The organism is Phycisphaerae bacterium, assembly GCA_024102815.1.
Classification (GTDB): domain Bacteria; phylum Planctomycetota; class Phycisphaerae; order UBA1845; family UBA1845; genus JAGFJJ01.
The window spans coordinates 26,511-46,034 of sequence record JAGFJJ010000054.1; the positions used below are offsets into that span (position 1 = coordinate 26,511).

General features: G+C 62.7%; 16 protein-coding genes. 6 read left to right on the forward strand and 10 right to left on the reverse strand.

Features of this window, described 5'->3' with window-relative positions; translation table 11 throughout:
* Positions 1-190 precede the first annotated feature (190 nt).
* Entirely contained in the window at positions 191-1,618 is a 1,428-nt protein-coding gene (pyk, locus tag J5J06_13480; GenBank protein ID MCO6438099.1) for a pyruvate kinase, read from the forward strand.
* A gap of 124 nt (positions 1,619-1,742) precedes the next feature.
* Here pyk and J5J06_13485 read toward each other — a convergent pair whose 3' ends face one another.
* From J5J06_13485 to J5J06_13505, 5 genes are all read right to left on the reverse strand, one after another.
* A complete protein-coding gene (locus J5J06_13485; GenBank protein ID MCO6438100.1) occupies positions 1,743-1,943 on the reverse strand; it encodes a hypothetical protein in 201 nt (66 codons plus the stop codon).
* An 18-nt stretch (positions 1,944-1,961) separates the two neighbouring features.
* Positions 1,962-3,983: an excinuclease ABC subunit UvrA gene (gene uvrA, locus J5J06_13490; GenBank protein ID MCO6438101.1), complete on the reverse strand. Its 2,022-nt coding sequence runs from the start codon at positions 3,981-3,983 to the stop codon at positions 1,962-1,964.
* Positions 3,984-4,044: 61 nt separating this feature from the next.
* On the reverse strand, positions 4,045-4,680 hold the full coding sequence (locus tag J5J06_13495) for a hypothetical protein (GenBank protein ID MCO6438102.1): 636 nt from the start codon (positions 4,678-4,680) through the stop codon (positions 4,045-4,047).
* A gap of 87 nt (positions 4,681-4,767) precedes the next feature.
* A complete protein-coding gene (locus tag J5J06_13500) occupies positions 4,768-5,373 on the reverse strand; it encodes a hypothetical protein (GenBank protein MCO6438103.1) in 606 nt (201 codons plus the stop codon).
* A 429-nt stretch (positions 5,374-5,802) separates the two neighbouring features.
* Positions 5,803-8,142, reverse strand: coding sequence for a hypothetical protein (locus J5J06_13505; protein ID MCO6438104.1), 2,340 nt, complete (start codon positions 8,140-8,142; stop codon positions 5,803-5,805).
* 226 nt (positions 8,143-8,368) lie between these two features.
* Here J5J06_13505 and J5J06_13510 point away from each other — a divergent pair, with 226 nt between their 5' ends.
* The 3 genes from J5J06_13510 (at position 8,369) to J5J06_13520 (ending at position 11,208) form a co-directional block, all read left to right on the forward strand.
* Entirely contained in the window at positions 8,369-9,259 is an 891-nt protein-coding gene (locus J5J06_13510; protein MCO6438105.1) for a CPBP family intramembrane metalloprotease, read from the forward strand.
* Positions 9,256-9,735, forward strand: a complete 480-nt coding sequence (locus J5J06_13515; GenBank protein ID MCO6438106.1) for a GNAT family N-acetyltransferase — start codon at positions 9,256-9,258, stop codon at positions 9,733-9,735. Before J5J06_13510 ends, J5J06_13515 begins: the two co-directional genes overlap by 4 nt.
* A 135-nt stretch (positions 9,736-9,870) precedes the next feature.
* The gene (locus J5J06_13520) at positions 9,871-11,208 is read left to right on the forward strand and encodes a DEAD/DEAH box helicase (GenBank protein MCO6438107.1); all 1,338 of its coding nucleotides are present in this window, start codon (positions 9,871-9,873) and stop codon (positions 11,206-11,208) included.
* A gap of 83 nt (positions 11,209-11,291) precedes the next feature.
* On the opposite strand, the gene J5J06_13525 is transcribed toward J5J06_13520, so the two are convergent.
* Positions 11,292-14,345 carry a zinc-dependent metalloprotease gene (locus tag J5J06_13525; protein MCO6438108.1) on the reverse strand — a complete coding sequence of 1,018 codons (3,054 nt, stop codon included), beginning with the start codon at positions 14,343-14,345 and terminating at the stop codon, positions 11,292-11,294.
* Positions 14,346-14,844: 499 nt separating this feature from the next.
* Between J5J06_13525 and J5J06_13530 the strand changes: the two genes are divergently transcribed.
* The gene (locus J5J06_13530) at positions 14,845-15,915 is read left to right on the forward strand and encodes an RluA family pseudouridine synthase (GenBank protein ID MCO6438109.1); all 1,071 of its coding nucleotides are present in this window, start codon (positions 14,845-14,847) and stop codon (positions 15,913-15,915) included.
* Here the strand turns inward: J5J06_13530 and J5J06_13535 are convergent.
* Positions 15,872-16,159 (reverse strand): hypothetical protein, encoded by a 288-nt coding sequence (locus tag J5J06_13535; GenBank protein MCO6438110.1) that lies wholly within the window; start codon positions 16,157-16,159, stop codon positions 15,872-15,874. The genes J5J06_13530 and J5J06_13535 overlap by 44 nt on opposite strands.
* Before the next feature lie 258 nt (positions 16,160-16,417).
* Here J5J06_13535 and J5J06_13540 point away from each other — a divergent pair, with 258 nt between their 5' ends.
* Positions 16,418-17,107 (forward strand): hypothetical protein, encoded by a 690-nt coding sequence (locus J5J06_13540; GenBank protein ID MCO6438111.1) that lies wholly within the window; start codon positions 16,418-16,420, stop codon positions 17,105-17,107.
* A gap of 15 nt (positions 17,108-17,122) precedes the next feature.
* Here the strand turns inward: J5J06_13540 and J5J06_13545 are convergent, their stop codons facing one another.
* The 3 genes from J5J06_13545 to J5J06_13555 form a co-directional block, all read right to left on the reverse strand.
* Positions 17,123-17,431, reverse strand: a complete 309-nt coding sequence (locus tag J5J06_13545) for a hypothetical protein (GenBank protein ID MCO6438112.1) — start codon at positions 17,429-17,431, stop codon at positions 17,123-17,125.
* Between the two features lie 188 nt (positions 17,432-17,619).
* Entirely contained in the window at positions 17,620-18,906 is a 1,287-nt protein-coding gene (gene clpX / locus J5J06_13550) for an ATP-dependent Clp protease ATP-binding subunit ClpX (protein ID MCO6438113.1), read from the reverse strand.
* A gap of 132 nt (positions 18,907-19,038) precedes the next feature.
* On the reverse strand, positions 19,039-19,329 hold the full coding sequence (locus tag J5J06_13555; GenBank protein ID MCO6438114.1) for a hypothetical protein: 291 nt from the start codon (positions 19,327-19,329) through the stop codon (positions 19,039-19,041).
* Positions 19,330-19,524 lie beyond the last annotated feature (195 nt).

Below are 19,524 nucleotides of genomic sequence, written 5' to 3' on the forward strand. Positions count from 1 at the left end.
GATCATTCACTCGAATTCCCCCGCCGGGACTCCCCGGCTCGTTACCCCGCCAAACGCCAAGGCCGAGCCCGTATTGCATGGCATGGCCCTTGTTTTCTTGAAGAATTCGCCAGAGGGATTCGATGGCCTGCGATGGTCGGTTCGAACCCATGACCGTAAGATGCTTGTGTCCATTTTTGGAGCACCGCACGTGATTCGAACGAAGATTATCGCCACGCTGGGACCGGCATCGGACGACGAGGCGGTCATACGTCGCCTGCTGCATGCCGGCGTCGACGTCTTCCGACTCAATTTCTCACACGGTTCGCTCGAAGAGCACGCCGCCCGTTACGAACGCATCCGAAAGATATGCCAGGACCTCGACACCCACATTGCGGTGATGGCCGATCTATGCGGGCCCAAGGTTCGCGTCGATCCTGTCGAGAACGGCGGCGTGAACATTGGCGAGGGCGACAAGCTGGACATCGTCGGCGGGACGGTCTTGGGTAATGCGCAACGAATATCCACGAACCGGCCGGGAATCGTGGATGAAGTGAAAAAGGGCCACCGCGTGCTGATCGACGACGGCTCGATCGCGCTGCGCGTGGCGGAGGTGCTTCCGGGGCGCCTGCGCTGCGTGTGCGAAGTCGGGGGGACGATTCGCACACGCAAGGGCGTCAATCTGCCCGACAGCGATCTGGTGGTTTCGGCACTGACCGATGACGATCGCCGGCACGCGGCTTGGGCGTGCGAGCATGGCGTGGAGTACGTTGCGATCTCGTTCGTGCGAAAGGCGTCCGACGTGGACGAGCTTCGCGGACTGCTTCCCGATCCCAATCGAGGTCCGCACGTCGTTTCGAAGATCGAGACGCCCCAGGCGCTTAACGACATCGATGCGATCATCCGCCGCTCCGACGCAGTGCTCGTTGCTCGGGGCGATCTCGGGGTGGAACTCGATCTGGCCAGGGTCCCCCTCGTGCAGAAAGACATCACGCGCCGCTGCCAGGCCGCCGCCAAGCCCGTGATCATCGCCACGCAGATGCTCCAGTCGATGGTCAACGAGCCCTATGCGACGCGCGCGGAAGTCAGCGACGTGGCCAATGCAGTTTTCGACGCGGCCGATGCCGTCATGCTCAGTGCGGAGACATCCGTCGGACGATACCCGGTGGAGAGCGTCACGACGATGAATCGGATTGCCGCCGAGGCGGAGTCGTATGTCGTGCGTAGGGCCGAGACCTTTACGGCGGATTCCGTGGCAACGCAGTACCCCGAGACGGAGGCGATGGCGCGGGCCGCGGACGTGCTCGCACGACAGGCGGAGGCGGTGCTCGTGGCCGCATGGACGCGTTTCGGGCACACGGTGCGACTGCTGAGCAAGTGCCGCCTGAATCGGCCGGTGGTGGGCATTACCGCCGACAAGTCCGTTTGCGGGCGCATGTCGCTGTACTACGGGGTGTTTCCGCTGACCATTCCACGTCCGGCACGCGTGCGCGACATGCTCCACGAGCTGGACCGGACGCTGCTGGCACGGAAGCTATGCAAGAGTGGCGACTGTGTGGTGGTGATTGCCGGCCGGGGCGTAGAGGAACTCGGTTCGACGGATAATGCATTGTTGGTTCACACGGTTGAGGGCGGATAGGGGGTAGGGACGCACGGCGGGTGCAGATGACGCTACAAAACTGCCACTCTCTCCACAGCTCCCGTATTCGCCGTATGAGCACTTGCAGCCGCCAATCCATCGCCGCGCGGAGCATTCGCGCGTTTCATTCCTTTCCTCGGGTCTGGGTAAGATGCGCCTGCATGCGCGGGTCACGCTGGGCAGGAGACATGTTGAGGAGATGATCGTTCATGATGCGCCGCCGCTCGGCGCGGTCTCCGATGAGGGGATCAAAGGCGGAATTGGTGTGGTGCTCGTCCGTCGAAATAGTCGCTAATTTCTCCAGCCCCCCATATTCATTGCCCAAGAGCCGCGGCACACCAAGCTATTTCCTGCCCTTCGTGGCTGCGCGGCTCCGTTGCTTCGTCACTCTCTTCCCCACCGGCCGGCGATTTGCGGGAATCTCGATGCGTTCCTTTCCGAGCAGGAATTGGCCCGTCAGGGAGCGTTCGTTTCGCAGGAGATCTTCGAGGTTGCCCTGGGCGACGACTTCGCCGCCGCGGACGCCCGGACCGGGGCCGAAGTCCACGATGACGTCGGCCGCGCGCATGGTCTGCTCGTCGTGCTCGACGACGATAACCGTGTTGCCCAGATCGCGAAGGCGGCAGAGGGAATCGAGCAAGCGCTGGTTGTCGCGGTGGTGCAGGCCGATGCTGGGCTCGTCGAGGATGTAAAGCACGCCGACCAGTCCCGCGCCGATCTGGCTGGCGAGGCGTATGCGCTGCGACTCACCGCCGGAAAGGGTGGGAGCGGTGCGGTCGAGCGTGAGGTAGTCGAGACCCACGTCGCGGAGGAAGCCCAGCCGGCCGCGGATCTCTCGGACCACATCGACGGCGATGCGCGCTTCGGTGGGTGAGAAGTCGAGCTTCGCGAAGAATTCGTCCGCTTCGCTGATGGACAGGCCGCAGACTTCGGTGATCGTTTTGCCGCCGAGGCGAACCGCTCGGGCCTGGGCGTTCAGCCGCGTGCCGCCGCACGCGCTGCACGGCGTCTGCCGCATGTACTTTTCGTAGTAGGCACGAACCATGTTGGATCGGGCCTTGCGGTGCTTTTCGCGAAGCTCGGCCAGTACGCCGTCAAACGTCCCACCGTGACGCCACACGCCGCCGGAGAAGCGCCACTCGAAGGTCAGGTGCGTGTCGCCCGTTCCAAAGAGCAGGGCCCGCCTGGCTTTTTCGGGCAGCTTTTCCCACGGCGTCTTGAGATCGAATCCGACATGGCGGGCCACGGCTTCATAAATGTGCCGGCGCCAGCGGCCGATCTTGGTGCGCATGGGTTCGATGGCCAGACCGAGGAAGGATCGCCGCGGATGGGGCACAAGCTTGTCGGGGTCGAAATCGAAGACCGTGCCGAGGCCGTCGCATTGCTGGCACATTCCCGTGGGCGAATTGAAGCTGAAGAGTTGAGGCGAGGGTGGCTCGAAACTGAGATCGCACGTGGGGCAAGCATAGTGCGATGACAGTAAGATGTCCTCCGCAGAGGACTCGGAATTCGAGCCACGGCTCTTGCGATTTCGCAGGGTGCTACTACGCCTGAGCGATGTCTTCTGAGGTACTGCCTTCAGTCCGGGCGAATCCGCTCTGTCGTTTCCCGTGGACAAGCTGGAAGTGCCACTTGGGTCATCACCAGCCACCGCGTAAACGATCATTGTGCCTTCGCTGAGCTTCAGGGCGGCTTCCACGGCTTCGGCCAGGCGCGGGCGCACGGTGGGAGTAATGGCCAGCCGGTCAATGACGATCTCGATGTCATGGCGAATGTTTCGGGAAAGCGAGGGGGCGTCGCTCAAAGCGACGACCCGGCCGTCGACCCGCGCGCGGGCGTAGCCCAAGCGAAGCATGTCCTCGAACAGGTCCTTGTACTCGCCCTTTTTCCCCCGGATGACAGGGGCAAGGACGAGAAACTTCGTCGCTTGACGGAGTCCCAGAATGCGGGCAATGATCTGCTCGCGTGATTGCGCGCTGATGACGTTTCCGCACGACGGGCAATGCTGCCGCCCGACGCGAGCGAATAGCACGCGGAGAAAATCGTGAATCTGCGTAACCGTTCCTACGGTGCTTCGTGGGTTCCATCCGCCGGTTTTCTGTTGAATGGAGATTGACGGACTCAAGCCCGTTATCTGCTCGACGTCGGGTTTGGGGAGCTGGCCCATGAACTGCCGAGCGTAGGAGCTGAGCGACTCAATATACCGGCGCTGCCCTTCGGCAAAGAGCGTATCGAACGCCAGGCTGCTCTTGCCGCTGCCGGAGACACCGGTGAAGCAGATCAGCTTCCCGCGGGGGAGCGTGAGCGATACGCCGCGCAGATTGTGTTCGCGAGCACCCTTGATGGTGATGGCTGCGGGTTCCATAGCAGGTGTTGCATCAAGAAAATGGCGTTTGCGCCGGGTGAGTGGCGCGTCCGACGCGGGATCATCCCTTGCCGGTCTGGGGAACGGGCCTGGCAAAATGCCGGGCACTCGGCTCGTAGGCCAAGCGGATGACCCGCCAATAGCCCGAATCGCGGACAAGACTCACGTTCAGCACGACGCTGGCATCGGGATCGCCTTGCGGATCGGCCAACTCGAGCAGCACATAGCTCTCCTCCGTGTCGACGCCACCGCGGCGAACGGGGCGCGGGCCCAACTGGGCGAAGCGCTTTTCGGCCGACTCCCAGTCCACGGGAAGCTGCTTCGCGTAATAGCCGACGGCCGGCGCCCAATGATAGACGATGCGGAAAAGGGCCTCGTCCTCTGCCTCGCTCCCCTTGGAGTTTCCCCGCAACTGATCGGCCGCAACCACATCGAATTCAACGTCCAGCGCCGATTCGCGCTCCGCCGCCGACTTGGCAAACACGTCGTCGTGGAGGGCTCGCAGCAGTACGTAAGCCACCTGCTTGGGGGTCGCCTCCTTATCGAGGCGGATGCCAAAATGCTCGACGGTTCGGACCACGGGGCGGCGGAGATGCTGGTCCGCGAGGCGCGCGTCGCGGGCGCAACCGCCAAGCGCCACGGCGATGAGGATCGGGCTCCAGACATGAACCAGGGCCGTTGCGAATCGCTTTATCATGCCCGGAGTGTACGGCGGCCGGTGTGGGATGGAAAGTGGGCCCGCGACCGCGGTCCACGGCGCAAAGTCCACGCGTTTCCGGTGATCTTACGGGTACCGGGCGAACTCGGGCGGGGATTCGGGTGGAGGCGCCTCCTCCCCGTTCTGAAAGTACTGGAAGTCGCGCAAGTCCAGATCGCCGTCATGGTCCAGATCGCCAAAGAGACCACAGCCGAACCGGTCAACGACACCGCAGCCGCATTCCCCGGGTTGGAACTTGTAGCGATCGGCGGGGCAGAAATCGATAATGCCGTAGAGCAACGAACCGTATTGCTCATTGATGCGGCTGACGATTTCGCCTTCCACGTACGTCTCCAGAGCATACCGCATCGTCACCGTATCGTAAGGAACACGTGCCGTGAGACTGGCACCATATGGAGAAAGTGAGGCTCCGAACAGTGTCCGGCCCCAGCCGCCGGGAGCGTAGCCGAACTCCGTGGCCGATCGCACGCTCTGGTCACCGTCCGCCTTCCGAACGATCAGTTCGTAGCCCTCGTACCCCGTGGCGCGGTTGTTGTCCACGTCGACAAAGAGCTGCCACTCGGGCTCGTAGATCGTAAGAAGAACCACGAAGCCGTCATCGTTGTAATAAGCCTGAACGGTGTTCAATGGCGTTGAGGCAATGAGCACCGTATACAAGGCGAGAACGTACACACCGACCCTCGTCGCAAACGGACACGGAATCGCGATAATCTGGTTGAGCAAGGTGAAAAACGACAGGAGTGGCCGCGCGTGCAACTCCTTTCCCCCCCAACGTCCGAAAACCAGAATATCGAATTCCACCCGCCAAACAAAGCGTTTTTTATCGGTCTGCCGGTTTGGGCGTGGGCATCGGGGGGAAGGAGCGGACGCCTGTAATAGAAATCTGAATGCGACGCTCGAGCGGGTTCGCCCTAAGTCGTTGGGCGGCAGTCGGATGCAGTCGGGCGGGGCAACGTACTGACCAAAACGCAGGTGAAGGTGACGGCTCGTCCAAGCCTTGTACGTATGCTTCCGACCGGACCGGGTGTCACCTTCCCATGTGCCGGAACCCGACACATTCCACGCGACTTGGGGGGAATCTGCGGGGCCCCACCGTCTTCGTTATTCGGCCCCGATCAATCCGCGGATGTCCCGCACAATGGCCGCACAGTTCGCACGAAGCTCGGCCTTGCGGTCGATCAGCGCAGCGCGCGAGGGATGCCCTCCGAATAACTGCACGTGGAATCGGAGGGCGTTGGATGTACCCGAGGGGCGGATGGTCAAGTGCGAGTTTCGCTCTTCGTCGAAGAAGAACCGGTAGCCCTCATCGGGGAAACCTTCCCAGTTCGCCGCGTCGTACTTGCCGGTACGGTAGTCTGTGGCTCCAACAACTTTCGTTCCGCCAAGCGTCGGCGGGCGATCCCCGACATGGATGAAGAGTTCCTCGGCCTTGGCGAGGATGTTTCGCTTCTTGGTATAACCGGCCAGGCCTTCGTATTCGCCGTCGATCGGGTCCGGCTCGTAATGCGTGGCGTACAGGCCGATCTCAGGGTCGAGGTAGAGTTTCTCATCGAGCAGGTCGAGGGGATTGGTGCCCTGCTCCTTGGCCCAGGCGGCGAGTTCCGCCACGAGTACCGCGGCAAAGGCCCCGTCCTTGTCGCGAACGTGCCCCTCGGTGCCGAGTGAACGTTCGTCCGGGGGCGGCCCCCCGAGCATGGAAAATCCGTTGCTCTGCTCAAGTGCCGCGATGTTGACACTCCGCAGGGGGTCATCCATCGCCATCCAGGAGTGAATCGTGCGATTCACGCGCGCCTCGCCGGGGCGCAGGCGACCCTCTTCGTATCGCGGCAGACGCCCGCCATCGGTCAGTCCGGGCGTGGCCTTCCCCTCGCTCAGGTCCCACATGGCCCGGCAGCCCGCGGCAAGCTGCGCGAATCCGACCCAGGTCTTGAGCACGCCGAGCCCGAACTTGCGGGCGATGCGGACGAGCAGGTCCGTCGTGGTGTGCGAGAGGGCGATGAATTTCTGATTGGCGTCGCGGACCTTGCCGAAGCCTTCCACTTCGGTCTGCAGGCGATACCACAAGATCAGTGACCACGCTTCGTCGGCCGAAATCAGACTGTAGTCGCGTCGCTCGCCCGTGCCCGGATGCGGATACGCCTTGCGCTGGTTCGGTGGCACCTTCAGGATCACACCGCAGCGATCGGCGTCGGGATCGGTGCCGATGATGAGATCGACCTCGTTCCAGGCCTTGCCGTATTCGTCCTTGAATGCCGCCACCGCGATGTCGGCCGCGCGCCAGTCGCCGGGATCGGGCTGCTGCTCCCTCCCCGGCTCCGAGCAGAACGCGGGAAACATGCCGTCGAGCGGATCGAGTCGCATGATCCGCCGCACGTTGCGGAAGCCGATTTCCCCCAGCATGCGGGGCACGAGCTTCCGCCCCGAGCCGTTGAACGCCGAGTAGCCGATGGAAAGCGGGTGCTTGGCCGACGTAATCATCTCCGGCCGGAGCAGGAATCCCTTGACATGCTCGATGTGCAGGGTGTGCAGATCGAGGATGCGGTCCTCGCGCCCCGCGTAGATGGATGCACTGTCGGGGAGCGGATCCCCCAGAGGCATGCCTTGATGTTCACCCGACTCAACGACCCGCCGGTCCTTGCTTCGCACACCGCCGAGGAACCAGAGCTTTTCCTTCGGCGCCTCCGCCAAAGGAGTTGTTTTGATATCTTCAAACGCGATCGTCTTGATGTAGTCGTTGTACAGCTTGTTGCGCTCCGCGGGATCAAACTGCGAGCCATTCTGGCAGGAGAGCTTGTAGCCATTGTATCGCAGATCGTTGTGGCTGGCGGAGATGAATACGCCGATGTCGGCTTTCAGTGCCGGAACGGCGAAAGTCACGCTCGGATAGAGGCAAGCCTCGTCGAACAAGTAGACGGTATAGCCGTAGGCCAGGAAGAGCTCTGCGATGAGCCGGGCGAAGTCCGCCCCGCGAACGCGGCTGTCGAATCCGATGACGACTTTCTGAAGCGGCGGCTTGCGCTCCACGCCGAACTTGGCCGTTCCTGCTGCGGTGAGCAGGTAGACCACGTCGTTGATGGTGTTGGGACCCTTGATGATTGGGGCGTGGACGCCCTCTTCCTTGAGGCGGCGGATGATCGAGGCCGTAGCTCCCATTTTCTCGCGGATGCCGCCCGTTCCGAAAGCCACTTCCCGGGAGTAGGCGTTGGTCAGTGCTTCCCATTGCTCCCCGCGAATCGCCTCGCGGAGGGCGTCGCGGAGGTTGGGGGAAATACGGTCGAGCTGGTCCGCCAGGAGCCACTTGCAGAGGTGCTTGGGTGTGTTGGCGACGGCGGCATCGAAGTACGTGCCGCTGATCCGGCCGGCGGCGCGCTCGCGGTCGAGATAGTCGCGAATGCCCTGCTCGGCCTGTTGGAGCAGTTGTTCATCGGTGGCTGCGGTCAAGGCGGTCCTCCCTGTGGTTGCGCGAGCGAGGCAGGGTGGGATATTCAGTACGCCACCCCCGACGCGCAAACGCGATCGAGGTCAACCTAGTCCGCGCCCCGGGGGTCGTCAACTTGGGAAGGCGTGCGCCGGATTACGTGAGAATGACAGAAGAAGACCATGGGCTCTGGTCCCCGAGATCGTCCCCAGTCGCACACCAACGCCGATCGGGTAGACTTCTTGGCGTATGACCGAATTCGATCCTACCGCCCCGCTGGAGAATGACGCGCCGGATCATGAGGGCGGGGCGATTCCCGTCGCCCGGCCCGTGTTGGTCGACGGCCAGCCTTGGACCATTCCTGCCCCGCCGCCTTTGCCCGACGACCCGATGCTGCTCCGCGGCATGCGCCGCGGTTCAACCGTCGTCGATGTATTCATCATTGTTGTGCTCGTGGTGGCGGCCGAGTTCGTCACGGGCGTGATCCTGGGGGTGAGCGGAGCATTCCCTCCGGAGAGCATGAGCAAGGAGGCCGAAGCCGAATTCAACCGCACCATTCTGGTGCCCGTGCTGGCGGTCCGTGCCTCGGCGGTCTTGGGGCTGGTATGGCTCATTCTGCGCGGGCGGGGCCAGTCGTGGCAGGCCGTGGGGCTGACCGGCAGGAGTTGGTTCCTGAATGTCCTTCTCGGCGCCGCCGGGGCGGCAGTCGCATGGTTTCTGTCGGTGGCTTATGCACTGATCGTCGTGACGTTCTTCCCCTCCCTCGAGGAGTCCCTCGAAGAGAACGCGGTCGTTCTGACCGAGATTATCCCGCACCTGTCTCCGGCCGCGTTCGCAATGCTGGCAATTGTCGTGGGCTTCTACGAGGAGTTGATGGTTCGCGGGTTCATTCTGCCGCGCCTGCGGAGACTGACGAGCAGCTGGATCGTGGCGGTGATTCTCAGCACTGCGTTGTTCGTGGCGCCGCACGCCGCAGACCAGACTCCGCCGATGATGGTGCCGATCGCGATCCTCTCGATCATCTTCAGTATTTTGACGATCTGGCGGCGTTCGCTGATACCGGCCATCGCCGGGCACGTCCTGTTCAATTACGGACAGTTCCTGTTCCTCTCGGCCAGTTTCGGGGACCAGTGGAAATGAGCTCGAACCGGGATGCAATTCCCGCAGGCGAGTCGGTGGCGGTTCCGTGGCGCATCCGTGGGGCGACAGAGTCGGACTACGACGCCATTGTCTCAGTATGGGGCGCCGCCGGCTTGCCTTACCGGCCCAAGGGTCGCGATACACGGGAGGCCTACGTGCGGCAGTTGGCGCGATTCGGGGCGCTCTATCTCGTCGCAGAAGCGGACGCTCGGGTGATCGGGGTGGTATTCGGCACGCATGACGAGCGAAAGGGCTGGATCAACCGGCTGGCGGTAGAGCCCGCCTGGCGCCGGCAGGGGGTGGCTCGGGCGCTGGTCGAGGCATGCGAAGTAGGGTTCCAGACCCTGGGAATCGACATCATCGCGGCCCTGATCGAACCGGAGAATCTTGCCTCGAAGGCACTTTTCGACGATCTCGGCTATCGCACCGACGTGCCAGTGTGCTACTATCGTAAATTAGGGAATCCTGAGATCTGAGAATTGGGGCCGGACGCCCCGTATCGGATTCTGGTCGAGGCCGGCAACCGGCGATGCCGCGTCCACACCGTGCAAGCAACTTGTGATTGCCTCGGCCCCGCTCATTGATTCGTTTTCCGCCGGACGGGTAAACTGATGACTGTACTGAGTTGTCCCGAATCGCAACACACCATGCACAAACTCGCCGATTTCCCCGAAGCCTTCGCCGACCTCGGCATTGAAGTCCGCTTTCTCAAAGCCTTACGCAAGATGGCTTTTGAAACGCCGTCGGAGATTCAGACGGCGCTGATCCCCGTGGCGCTGGAAGGACGTGACGTGCTGGGACAGGCGCGCACGGGAACGGGGAAGACGGCGGCGTTCGGCCTGCCCGTCCTTCAGCAGCTTGATCCCAAGGGCAAACTTCAAGCGATCTGCCTGGCGCCGACGCGGGAACTGGCGGTCCAGGTTTCCGGCGAGCTGAATCGTCTGGCGGAGTTCGCCGGACTGCACATTGTCGAGGTCTACGGCGGGCAGAAGGTGGCCACGCAGATTCACCGGCTGGGGCGCCGCCCGCATTTTGTCGTGGGCACCCCGGGGCGCGTGCTGGATTTCATCCAGCGCCGCGTGCTGGATCTGAGCGAGATCCGGTTTGTAGTGCTCGACGAAGTGGACCGCATGCTGGACATCGGCTTCCGCGATGACATCAAGGCCATTCTGGATCGAACGCCCGACTCGCGCCAGACGATCTTCGTCTCCGCGACGGTGGACGGCGAGATCAAGCGCCTGGCCATGCGTTTCATGAAGGACCCGGCGGAAGTCAATGTATCCCGCGACCAGATCACGGTGGACGAGATTGACCAGTGGTACCTCACCGTCGATCCGCACCAGAAGTTCGCGATGCTCCGGGCGGTGCTGGAGGAGGAGGATCCGCCGGTGGCGATCGTCTTCTGCAATACGAAGGCGAGTGCTCGGAAGCTGGCCAAACGGCTGCACGACCTGGGCGTCAATGCGAAGGAGATTCATGGCGACCTCGAGCAGCGGAAGCGGGACCGTGTGATGGAGAGTTTCCGCAAGCATCGGTTGCGGGTGCTGGTCGCAACGGACCTGGCGGCCCGGGGAATCGATGTGAGCGCGATCTCGCACATCATCAACTACGACATCCCCAAGGATCCGGAAGTGTATGTGCACCGCGTGGGACGGACCGGACGGATGGGCTCGCAGGGCAAGGCGATCACCTTCGTGACCCGGGAGGAGGGCAAAGAGCTCACGGCGGTGGAGATGCTCATCAACCGGCAGATCCCGGCGCGAGAGGTGGAAGGATTCGAGCCCCCACCGCTGCGGGCTGAACGGGAGTCGGTACCCGCGGCAGCCGGAGCGCAGGGTCATCCCGGGCCGAGTGCGCCGCCGGAGAAAACGGCGACATCGGGTCGCTCGCGAGGGCAGCCCCCCCGGACACTTGGCGGGCGGTTCCCGACGCGTCGGCGTCGCCGGTAATCGCGCGATTCACTTCGAGGAATGAACAGCGGTCACGGTCGCAGCCATCGGCTGCGACCGTGACCGCGTTTTACGGCGCACGACTACCAGAGACCTCGTTCCTGGAACTTGGGGTTCAGCACCGCATCGATGCGGAACCGGCAGGACTCGAGGTGGGCGCGGGAGGGGAAGTCGAGCCCATCGACAGCCAAGACCCTCTCGACGTCGCCCTTCAGGTCCAAAAGTACCTGCCGCACCATGGCGTGCAGATCGGGAGAGAGCACGACGCCGGGGCGATACTGCACCAACTGCTCCATGAGGTTCAGGTATTCCCGTTGAAGCGAGCGTCGCACGCCGGGGATGAACGGCCTGGTGTCGCCCCATTTTCCGGAGTCAGCGGCGCGCTGCGCGTCGAGACTGGGTTCCCAGCAGGCCGCTTGCAGCGCCTGCAAATAGGCCGAGATGGTGAACCGATCCTCCGGATCGGACTTCACCTCCGCATCGTGGATGCGTTCCAGCGTCGGCGGAAACAGGCGATCAAAGAGGTTCCACCATTGGAAAAAGGCGACATACGCGTAATAGGGGAATTCCACATTGAGCGATACCCAGGCGCCTTGGTGTGACCACCGGGATGGCGTCAGGTGCTTCAGCACGTCAGGATCGACATCAAAGAAATCGTCATCGTAGAGGTTTTCGGCGATGAAGCGCAGCGCCTTCTCCTGTCGCTCCCTGGGAATCATCACGTAGGGCGTCGGAGCCGAAGGATCTCCACGGTGGGCTCGGCTGACCTGCTGGCCCCCGATCAGCCGCCCGACGTAGTCAATCACGCGCACTTTTTCGAGCATGAGCGTAAGAAGGGAACTTCGGGCGAATTCCCAGCTCTCGCCGTCTTTCACCGCCCATTCGAGGAAGTTGCCGAGTCGCTTCTTGACCAGGACCATGCGTTGCTCGGCGAAATCGAAGGGATCTTGGCCGAGATCCCACAGGTTGGCCCGTGGATCGATGCCGAAGATGGTCGTGTCCTCATCGGTCTGGTAGACCAGTCCCGGCTGAGAAGCCCGCGAGGCGATTTCCTTGAGCATGCCCTCCTCGCCACTGGGCGGCGTTGCGGCGGGCTCCTTATCCTTGTCTTTGGAGGTATCCACGATCTTGGCAACGCCGGCCTTCAGCAGCGCCTGGCGGACGGCTTCACGCCGCTCGGCGGGGACTGCGGCCATGGCCTGTTCCATTTCCGGAGGCAGCCTGATGTCGTCGGACGCCTTGGAATTCCTGTCCGACTCGGCCGACTTCGCGGACAATTCCTCCTTGTCATTCTTGGCCGGTTTGTAGGACTGGTCGAAGGGCTGGTAGCCGTACGCAATGGCCCAGTAATCCCACGGTCCGATGGTCGGCGTGCTGAAATGTCCTTCGCCCTCGCCGTCGTGACCGAACATCAGCGGCAGGTAGTCCATGACCGAGCCCGAGGTCGCCTTTCCTTCCCGGGCACGCTCGGGGATTTCCTCCAGGGCGTAAACCGTGCTGGCGGCGAAGTTGTGGCGCAGCCCGAGGGCGTGTCCGACCTCGTGGGCCACGGTCTCCTTGATCGCATCCTGGAGGAGCCTCTCACGGACTTCCGGTGGCTTGGAGCAAAGAACGGCACCGGCAAAGCGCATCTGCGACTGCATACCTTGCATCAGACCACACGCGTGACCAAAGGGATGGCGCTCGCGATAACGGTCGAAGAGGACGCCGGGATCGGTCCGTCCCTTGGTATCGATCCCCACCGGCCACTCGGCGCTGCGGGCGAGGAAGCGGGGTTTCATGTCGGGAAATTTGTCCCAGAAGAGCTTGAGACCTTCATCGGCCAGACGAGGCGCCAGCATGGCTTCCGGTGAGAAGAGGTCTCCCTCCTGCGAAAATGCGCGCACCATGGAATCGTCGAAGAGAATGTCCGCGTCGTAAATTTGCCCGGTGAACGGATTGCTGCGGTGTGGCCCCATAGCGAAAGCCCAGCCGGTGGTGATCCAGCGCAGTCCGCTGTAGCGCATGTCCTCCAGGTCAATTTCAGACCATTCATTGTCCACTTCCTGCTGGCGGACCTGGATGGCATTGAGGATGCCGACCTTCTCGAACGCCTTGTTCCATTCGAGAATTCCGGCACGGGCGGCTTCGCGATAGGCCACGGGCCAGGTGTGCTCGATGTAGAAGATGATGGGTTCCTTGGGCTCGGAACGGGCGAGCGAGGAGTCGCGCTTTTCGAGCTGCCAGCGGTCGACATAGCGCTTCCACAAGTCGCGGGCTTCGACATCGACGCTCCAGTCCTGGTGGGTGGTCAGGAAGTAGCCGACGCGGGAGTCGGCGATCCGTGGAGAGTAGTCGGTTTCGGGAAGTGCCCAGAAGCTGTAGTGGACGCCGATCTCGCTGTAGGACCCGGGCGGTTGAGGCTGCGACACGGCCAGCTTGACGGCCACTTCCACGTTCTGGGGAAAGGGCTTGATCTTCTCGAACGTGCTGTTCTGAGGAATGATCCGGGCCATTCCCCGCGGCGCGAGCCAGCCGATGTCGGCGAAGTCGCTCTTCAGCAGGGCGCCGAGGTCAAAAACCGGACTGTCATCCGACGGCTTCTTGGCGAGGACGGGGACGCTCGCAAGGATCAAGTCGGGATGGGTCCGCTCAACGGCGGCGCGGACCGGCGTCTTGCCATCCACGATGAATCGTGTCTGTGGCTCGACGAGCAGGAGATGATCCCCCTGGACTTTCCAGAAGACCGCGCGCTCGTTGAGTGGGAATCCGAACAGATAGGATCCACCGGCGACGGACGTCGAGAGCATGAAACGCTCACCCAAGAATCGGGCGGGGACTTCGCAGAGAACCTTCTCCTGATCTTTGTCGCGCTTGCCTCGTGGGTAGCGCCAGATCTTCAGGAGGCTGTCCTCCGGGGTCATATTGACAACTTCCATGTCTTTGATGACTTCGTTGTAATCGGCCTTGGACTGCTCAGGGTCCTTGCCGGCCGGTGAGATCGCCTCCGCCTGGGCCAGGAGCGCGGCGATATCCACCGCCATGGAATGGACGTCTCCCGGATGATCACTCGGGTTGGGGTCGGCAAGAGCCGGAGCGGAAAGCCACCCCGTCAAGGAAAGGAACAACAAGGCCGTCGAGATTCTGAGTCTCAACATGAACAATCTCCTTGGGGAGGTCGGAAACAGGCAATGGACCGGTAACGACCAGGGGGTACTCGTGGCGCGACGATCGTGTTGAGCCGTCGGGCTTCGATGTCAGGTCCCAATATCCTTAATAGCGGTCAGGCGGGGCTCTTGGTTGCGAAAAAGCGGGCACGGATGAGTGGTTTTGACGTGGGGGCGGGAACCCGTTCATCTGCTGCGCCGATGCGGTTGGAGGGTGGTGCCGGCGTCGACGTACGGCCAATTCAGCATAGCGCCCGCCGTCGCCCGGCTCGCGGGGAATTACAACTTCCGACTGGGGAAAGGTTGTTCGCGAGCGGATCGAGAAAGCGGTGCTTGACGGGTCGGACCGGCGCATGGAGATTCCCGGAAAGGGAGTCGGTTTTCGATGCGCTGCGTTAGCATTGCACCAGGCACGTTCCTGCCGGTTGCGATGCGGACCCTATGTGGTGCCAGCCGCTTCTTGTTCATGACGCCGTCGGGAATCACTGCCATGCCGCTAGAGGAAAACGAGATACCGGAGCGGGACGAGGAAGGCGAAGGTCTCGCTCCGGCGGGCGTCGAGCACGACGAGGGCACGGATGAGGGCGGGGACGTACACCGCTTTGTCGTGCGGAAGCGCATGCCCGGGAAACGGCTGGACAAGTACCTGCGCGGGCGCTATTCGCGCATCTCCCGCACCGTGATTCAGCGCTTCATCAAGCAGGGGCTGGTGACGGTCAACGGTATGCCCACCAAACCCAGCTACGAGCCGTCGCTGGGGGACGCGATCCAGATCATTCTCCCGCCGCCGCCTCCGACGGAGCTGGTTCCGGAGTACCTCCCACTGGACATCATTTACGAGGACGACTGGCTGATCGCCTTGAACAAGCAGGCGGGCGTGGTGTGCCACCCCGCGAACGTGACGCAGACCGGCACCATCGCCAACGGCGTGGCGCATTACGCCGCTTCGCTGAGCAGGGGAAGCGACCCGTTCCGCCCGGGGATCATGCACCGGCTGGACAAGAACACCACGGGCGTGCTGCTGATCGCCAAGACCGACGAAGCCCACTGGCGCGTGTCGATGCAATTCGAACGGCGGACGATTCAGAAGGAATACTTCGCGGTTTGCGAACGGGAAATGACGCTGGATGCGGACGTGATCAACAAGCCACTGGCGCCGCATCCGGAAACAACACAGCGGATGGTGCTGCCCAGTGCCTCGCCACCGCGACAGGCAATGTTCAAAGAAGCCATCACGGAATACCGCGTGGCCAAGCGTTATCGGGGGTATTCGACGGTGCAGCTATTTCCGAAGACGGGCCGAACGCACCAGCTTCGCGTGCACACGGCGTCGATTGGGCATCCGATCGTGGGTGACAAGATGTACGGCGGCCGTTGGATCAGCGAATTCGATCTGCGGGGTGAGGGCGACACGGAGCCACTCATCACCTTTCAGGCCCTGCACGCCCGCCGGCTGCGCTTCATCCACCCCATCCACGAGAAGCCGGTGGAGCTGGAGGCACCACTGCCGGAGAACATCAGGCGAATAATCGATCTTCTCGAGCGCTTTCGGGCGCGGTAGTCGGGTTGCGCGAAGCGCCGGGCGTTTCCGCATGTGACAAAGCTGCGTCACCACGGCGGGATCCGGGAGGGGGCGCGACAGGATCGCGCGAGGAGCGGGCGTCCAGTTCAGGATCGCCGCGCAGGGAGCGCAGCCGTTCGAGGTATTCCTCGAGTTCACGAAGGGAGAACTCGGCCAGGAACGTGGGACGGGCCGTGGCATTCAAGCGTGTGATGGCGTCAATGGCGTCGGTCTTGGTCATCATCAAGCACCTCCCGGTGTCGGCGAAGGGGCCGTGGCGTCGTGGTTACATGGAATCGGGGCTAGCTATCGGCGCGCCTTCTACACCGACTTGAGCCGGCGGATGGGGCAAAGCGCGCTGAAAAACGGCAAACTCGGCGCATCGCGGGCGCGAGAGTTGCGCGTCCGATCGGCCGGCCCGGCGGCGCGGGTTGAAAAGTCGAAGCAGACTCGGATTCCGACGGCCAAAATCGCGCTGAAAAATAATCCGAACGAAGACGTTATGATGGATCCGGGACGGATTGCCCGAGGGTGTGACGAGAGCTACGATTCCAGCATGGCGATTCAGTTTTCGTGCGAAGCCTGTCATCAGCCGATCGAAGTGGACGAGGAGTGGGCAGGGCGTCCGGTGCGCTGCCCATACTGCCAGTCCACCGTAACCGCACCGGATGTATCGACGCTGGAAGCCCCTTTGACCAGCTCGGAGGATGCGCCCTCGCTAACGGTGGAAGCGGGTCCGATGCCGTACGAATCCGCTCCGGGGATGGCCCTGCCGGCTTGGCGCCCTAATCCGGCCGGTTCGAATCCCGCTGCCGTCACCGCGATGGTCCTGGCCTGTCTGCTGATCCTGCTTTCCATTGCGACAGTCGCGTTGATGTGGGTTTACCGGGAGGATTTTCGGCGTTTCGAGGAGGTCTATACGCGGCTGGTAGAAGACGAGGGAATGAGTTTCTTCGAGGCGCAGCGTCGGGCGGCATTGGAGATGAACACGGGCGGTGGATTCCCGCCGGGGATGATGTTCGCCAGTCTGACACAATTGTCAGCACTCGGCGTGTGGGTGGCTACGCTAATTGCGGCGGCAGTAGGTCTTCGCCGGCCGCAGAAAAGGAGCATGGCGCTGGGAGCCATCATCATAGCTCTCATCGCACCCATCATCTGTTGCGTGGGAACACTGCCGACGGCCCTGGGTTGATTGCACTCCCTCACATCAGGAGGGATTCTCGGCGGGAACGTTGGTATCGGCATTGCCGGCAGGTGCGGCTTCCTTCTTGCGCGGCGCGGCGCGACCTACGGTCAACTCAGGCACGAAAAAAGAGACGCCGCATTCGGAGCACCGAACGCGCTTGCCGCGTACGGAGTCGGGAACGCGAAGCATCGCCCGGCAGCGCAGCCGAGGACAGATCATGGTGATGGGCACGGTTGCGCCTCCTGTCAAGTCGATCTCGAACCGCTTCGGAGCCAAACCCCTCAAGTGCAGCGTGGCCGCGGCCAGCCGGTTCGAGGCATCTATCAGCACATTAAGATATCGTCACTGCATCAGGACAGGCCGAACACGGTGACGACCCGTTATGTCTGATAATCGAACGACTGGGCGCTGGACGGGAGGGGAATCGCGACGCGGTCCGGGGATATCCCCCTGGAGCACTAAACTACACGAATCAAATGGTCCGGCTTGCCCGGTGCGGCAGCGACTTCGGGCCTCGATCAAGCCGATTCACGGCGGCGGCGCGGCTTAGCGGGCAGCAGGGACTCCTGCTGGAGCACGACGCCCTCCGTCACGACGAGCTTGCCGCTTTCGCGGTAGTCGGGAAGCTGGTACATGGGCTCGAGCATGATCTCTTCCAGCACGGCGCGGAGCCCACGGGCACCCGTCTCGCGCTCCAGGGCCCGTTCGGAAATGAGCCGCAGTGCCTCGGGCGAGAACTCCAGTGCACAGTTTTCATACTCGAAGAACTTCTGATACTGCTTAACGAGGGCGTTGCGCGGCTCGGTCAGGATGCGCGTGAGGATCTCCACGTCGAGCGGCTCGAGCGTGCAGACCACGGGCATACGGCCGACAAACTCCGGGATCATGCCGAAGGAGACGAGGTCTTCCGGCACGACCTGGCGGAGCACTTCTCCGCGGGACTTGGCGTCGTCGTGAGGATCGGCCTCGGTGGAGAAGCCGATGGTACTGCGGCCGATGCGCCGCTCGATGATGTCGTTGAGCCCGACGAAGGTACCCCCGCAGATGAACAGGATGTTGGTCGTGTCCATCTGAATGTACTGCTGCTCGGGGTGCTTGCGGCCGCCCTGCGGCGGAACGTTGGCAACCGTTCCTTCCAGCATCTTGAGCAGACTCTGCTGGACGCCTTCGCCGGAGACGTCGCGGGTAATACTGACGTTGTGCGAGGTCTTTCCGATCTTATCGATCTCGTCGATATAAATGATGCCGCGTTGGGCTGTCTCCAGGTCGTACTCGGCGTTCTGCAGCAGACGGAGCAGGATGTTCTCGACGTCTTCGCCCACGTAACCGGCTTCGGTCAGCGTCGTGGCGTCGGCAATGGCGAAGGGCACGTTGAGCATTCGTGCCAGCGTACGGGCGAGCAGGGTCTTGCCTGCACCGGTGGGCCCGATGAGCAGCACGTTGGACTTGTCGATCTCCACGTCTTCCGGATTCGCGCGATCAAGATGCTGGAGTCGTTTGTAGTGATTGTGGACGGCGACGGAGAGAATGCGCTTGGCCCGCTCCTGCCCGATGACATACTGGTCGAGAAACTCGTGGATCTGGCGGGGGGAAGGCACTTCCTGGAGCACGGCGCGGGTCGCGGAGGTGCGACGCATCTCCTGCTTGATGATGTTGTGGCAGAGCTCGATGCAGGCCTTGCAAATGAAGACATCGCGAGGACCTTCGACCATCGGCCCGGCATCGCGCTGGCTCTTGCCGCAGAAGCTGCACGTGCTGGCGCGTCGCGGTCGATTGCCGTCACCACCACCTCGAACGGAAGGCATATTCAAGCTCCTGCCAAGCCGGCTTACAACGCACTAAACGAGCGAAGCACCGCGGGCCCGATCTGCTTCGAAGTCGGACGCGCGCCGTGTACATGTTATTTATCGGGCGACGGCGGGCGCCGCTTGATCCAACTACCGCGACGCCTGGTCGATGATCCGCTGTCGAAGGACCTCGTATTCACCCTCACTGAGGTCACCGCGGTCGCGCATGCGACGGATCGAGTCGAGCGTGAATGGCGGCTCGTTGGCGGATTCCCCGCGCACCAGGCGTTTGCGAATCTGGTTCACGATAAGCAGCAGCACGATCAGTGCCGCCACCACGCCGCCCAGAATCGCAATCCCCGTGAACGCCGCCGCCGTCGGATCCTGCTGGGCAATCAGGCTGTTCGGGTAGATGGCTGGTGCGATCGGCTTCATGAGCATCGCGACATCCTGCCACAACCGGACGCGCTCCGGGGACGGGCATCCTAGGGGGCGCCCGACAAGAATTCAACCGGCATCCTCGCCGAAGCGCCCGGACTCTCCATCTTATGCGCCGCACCGGCGCTATTCCAGAAACCGGACGCTTGCCGCCACACCGCAGACATTCCTCCGAAGAGTCGTTGCGGAGAGGTGTTC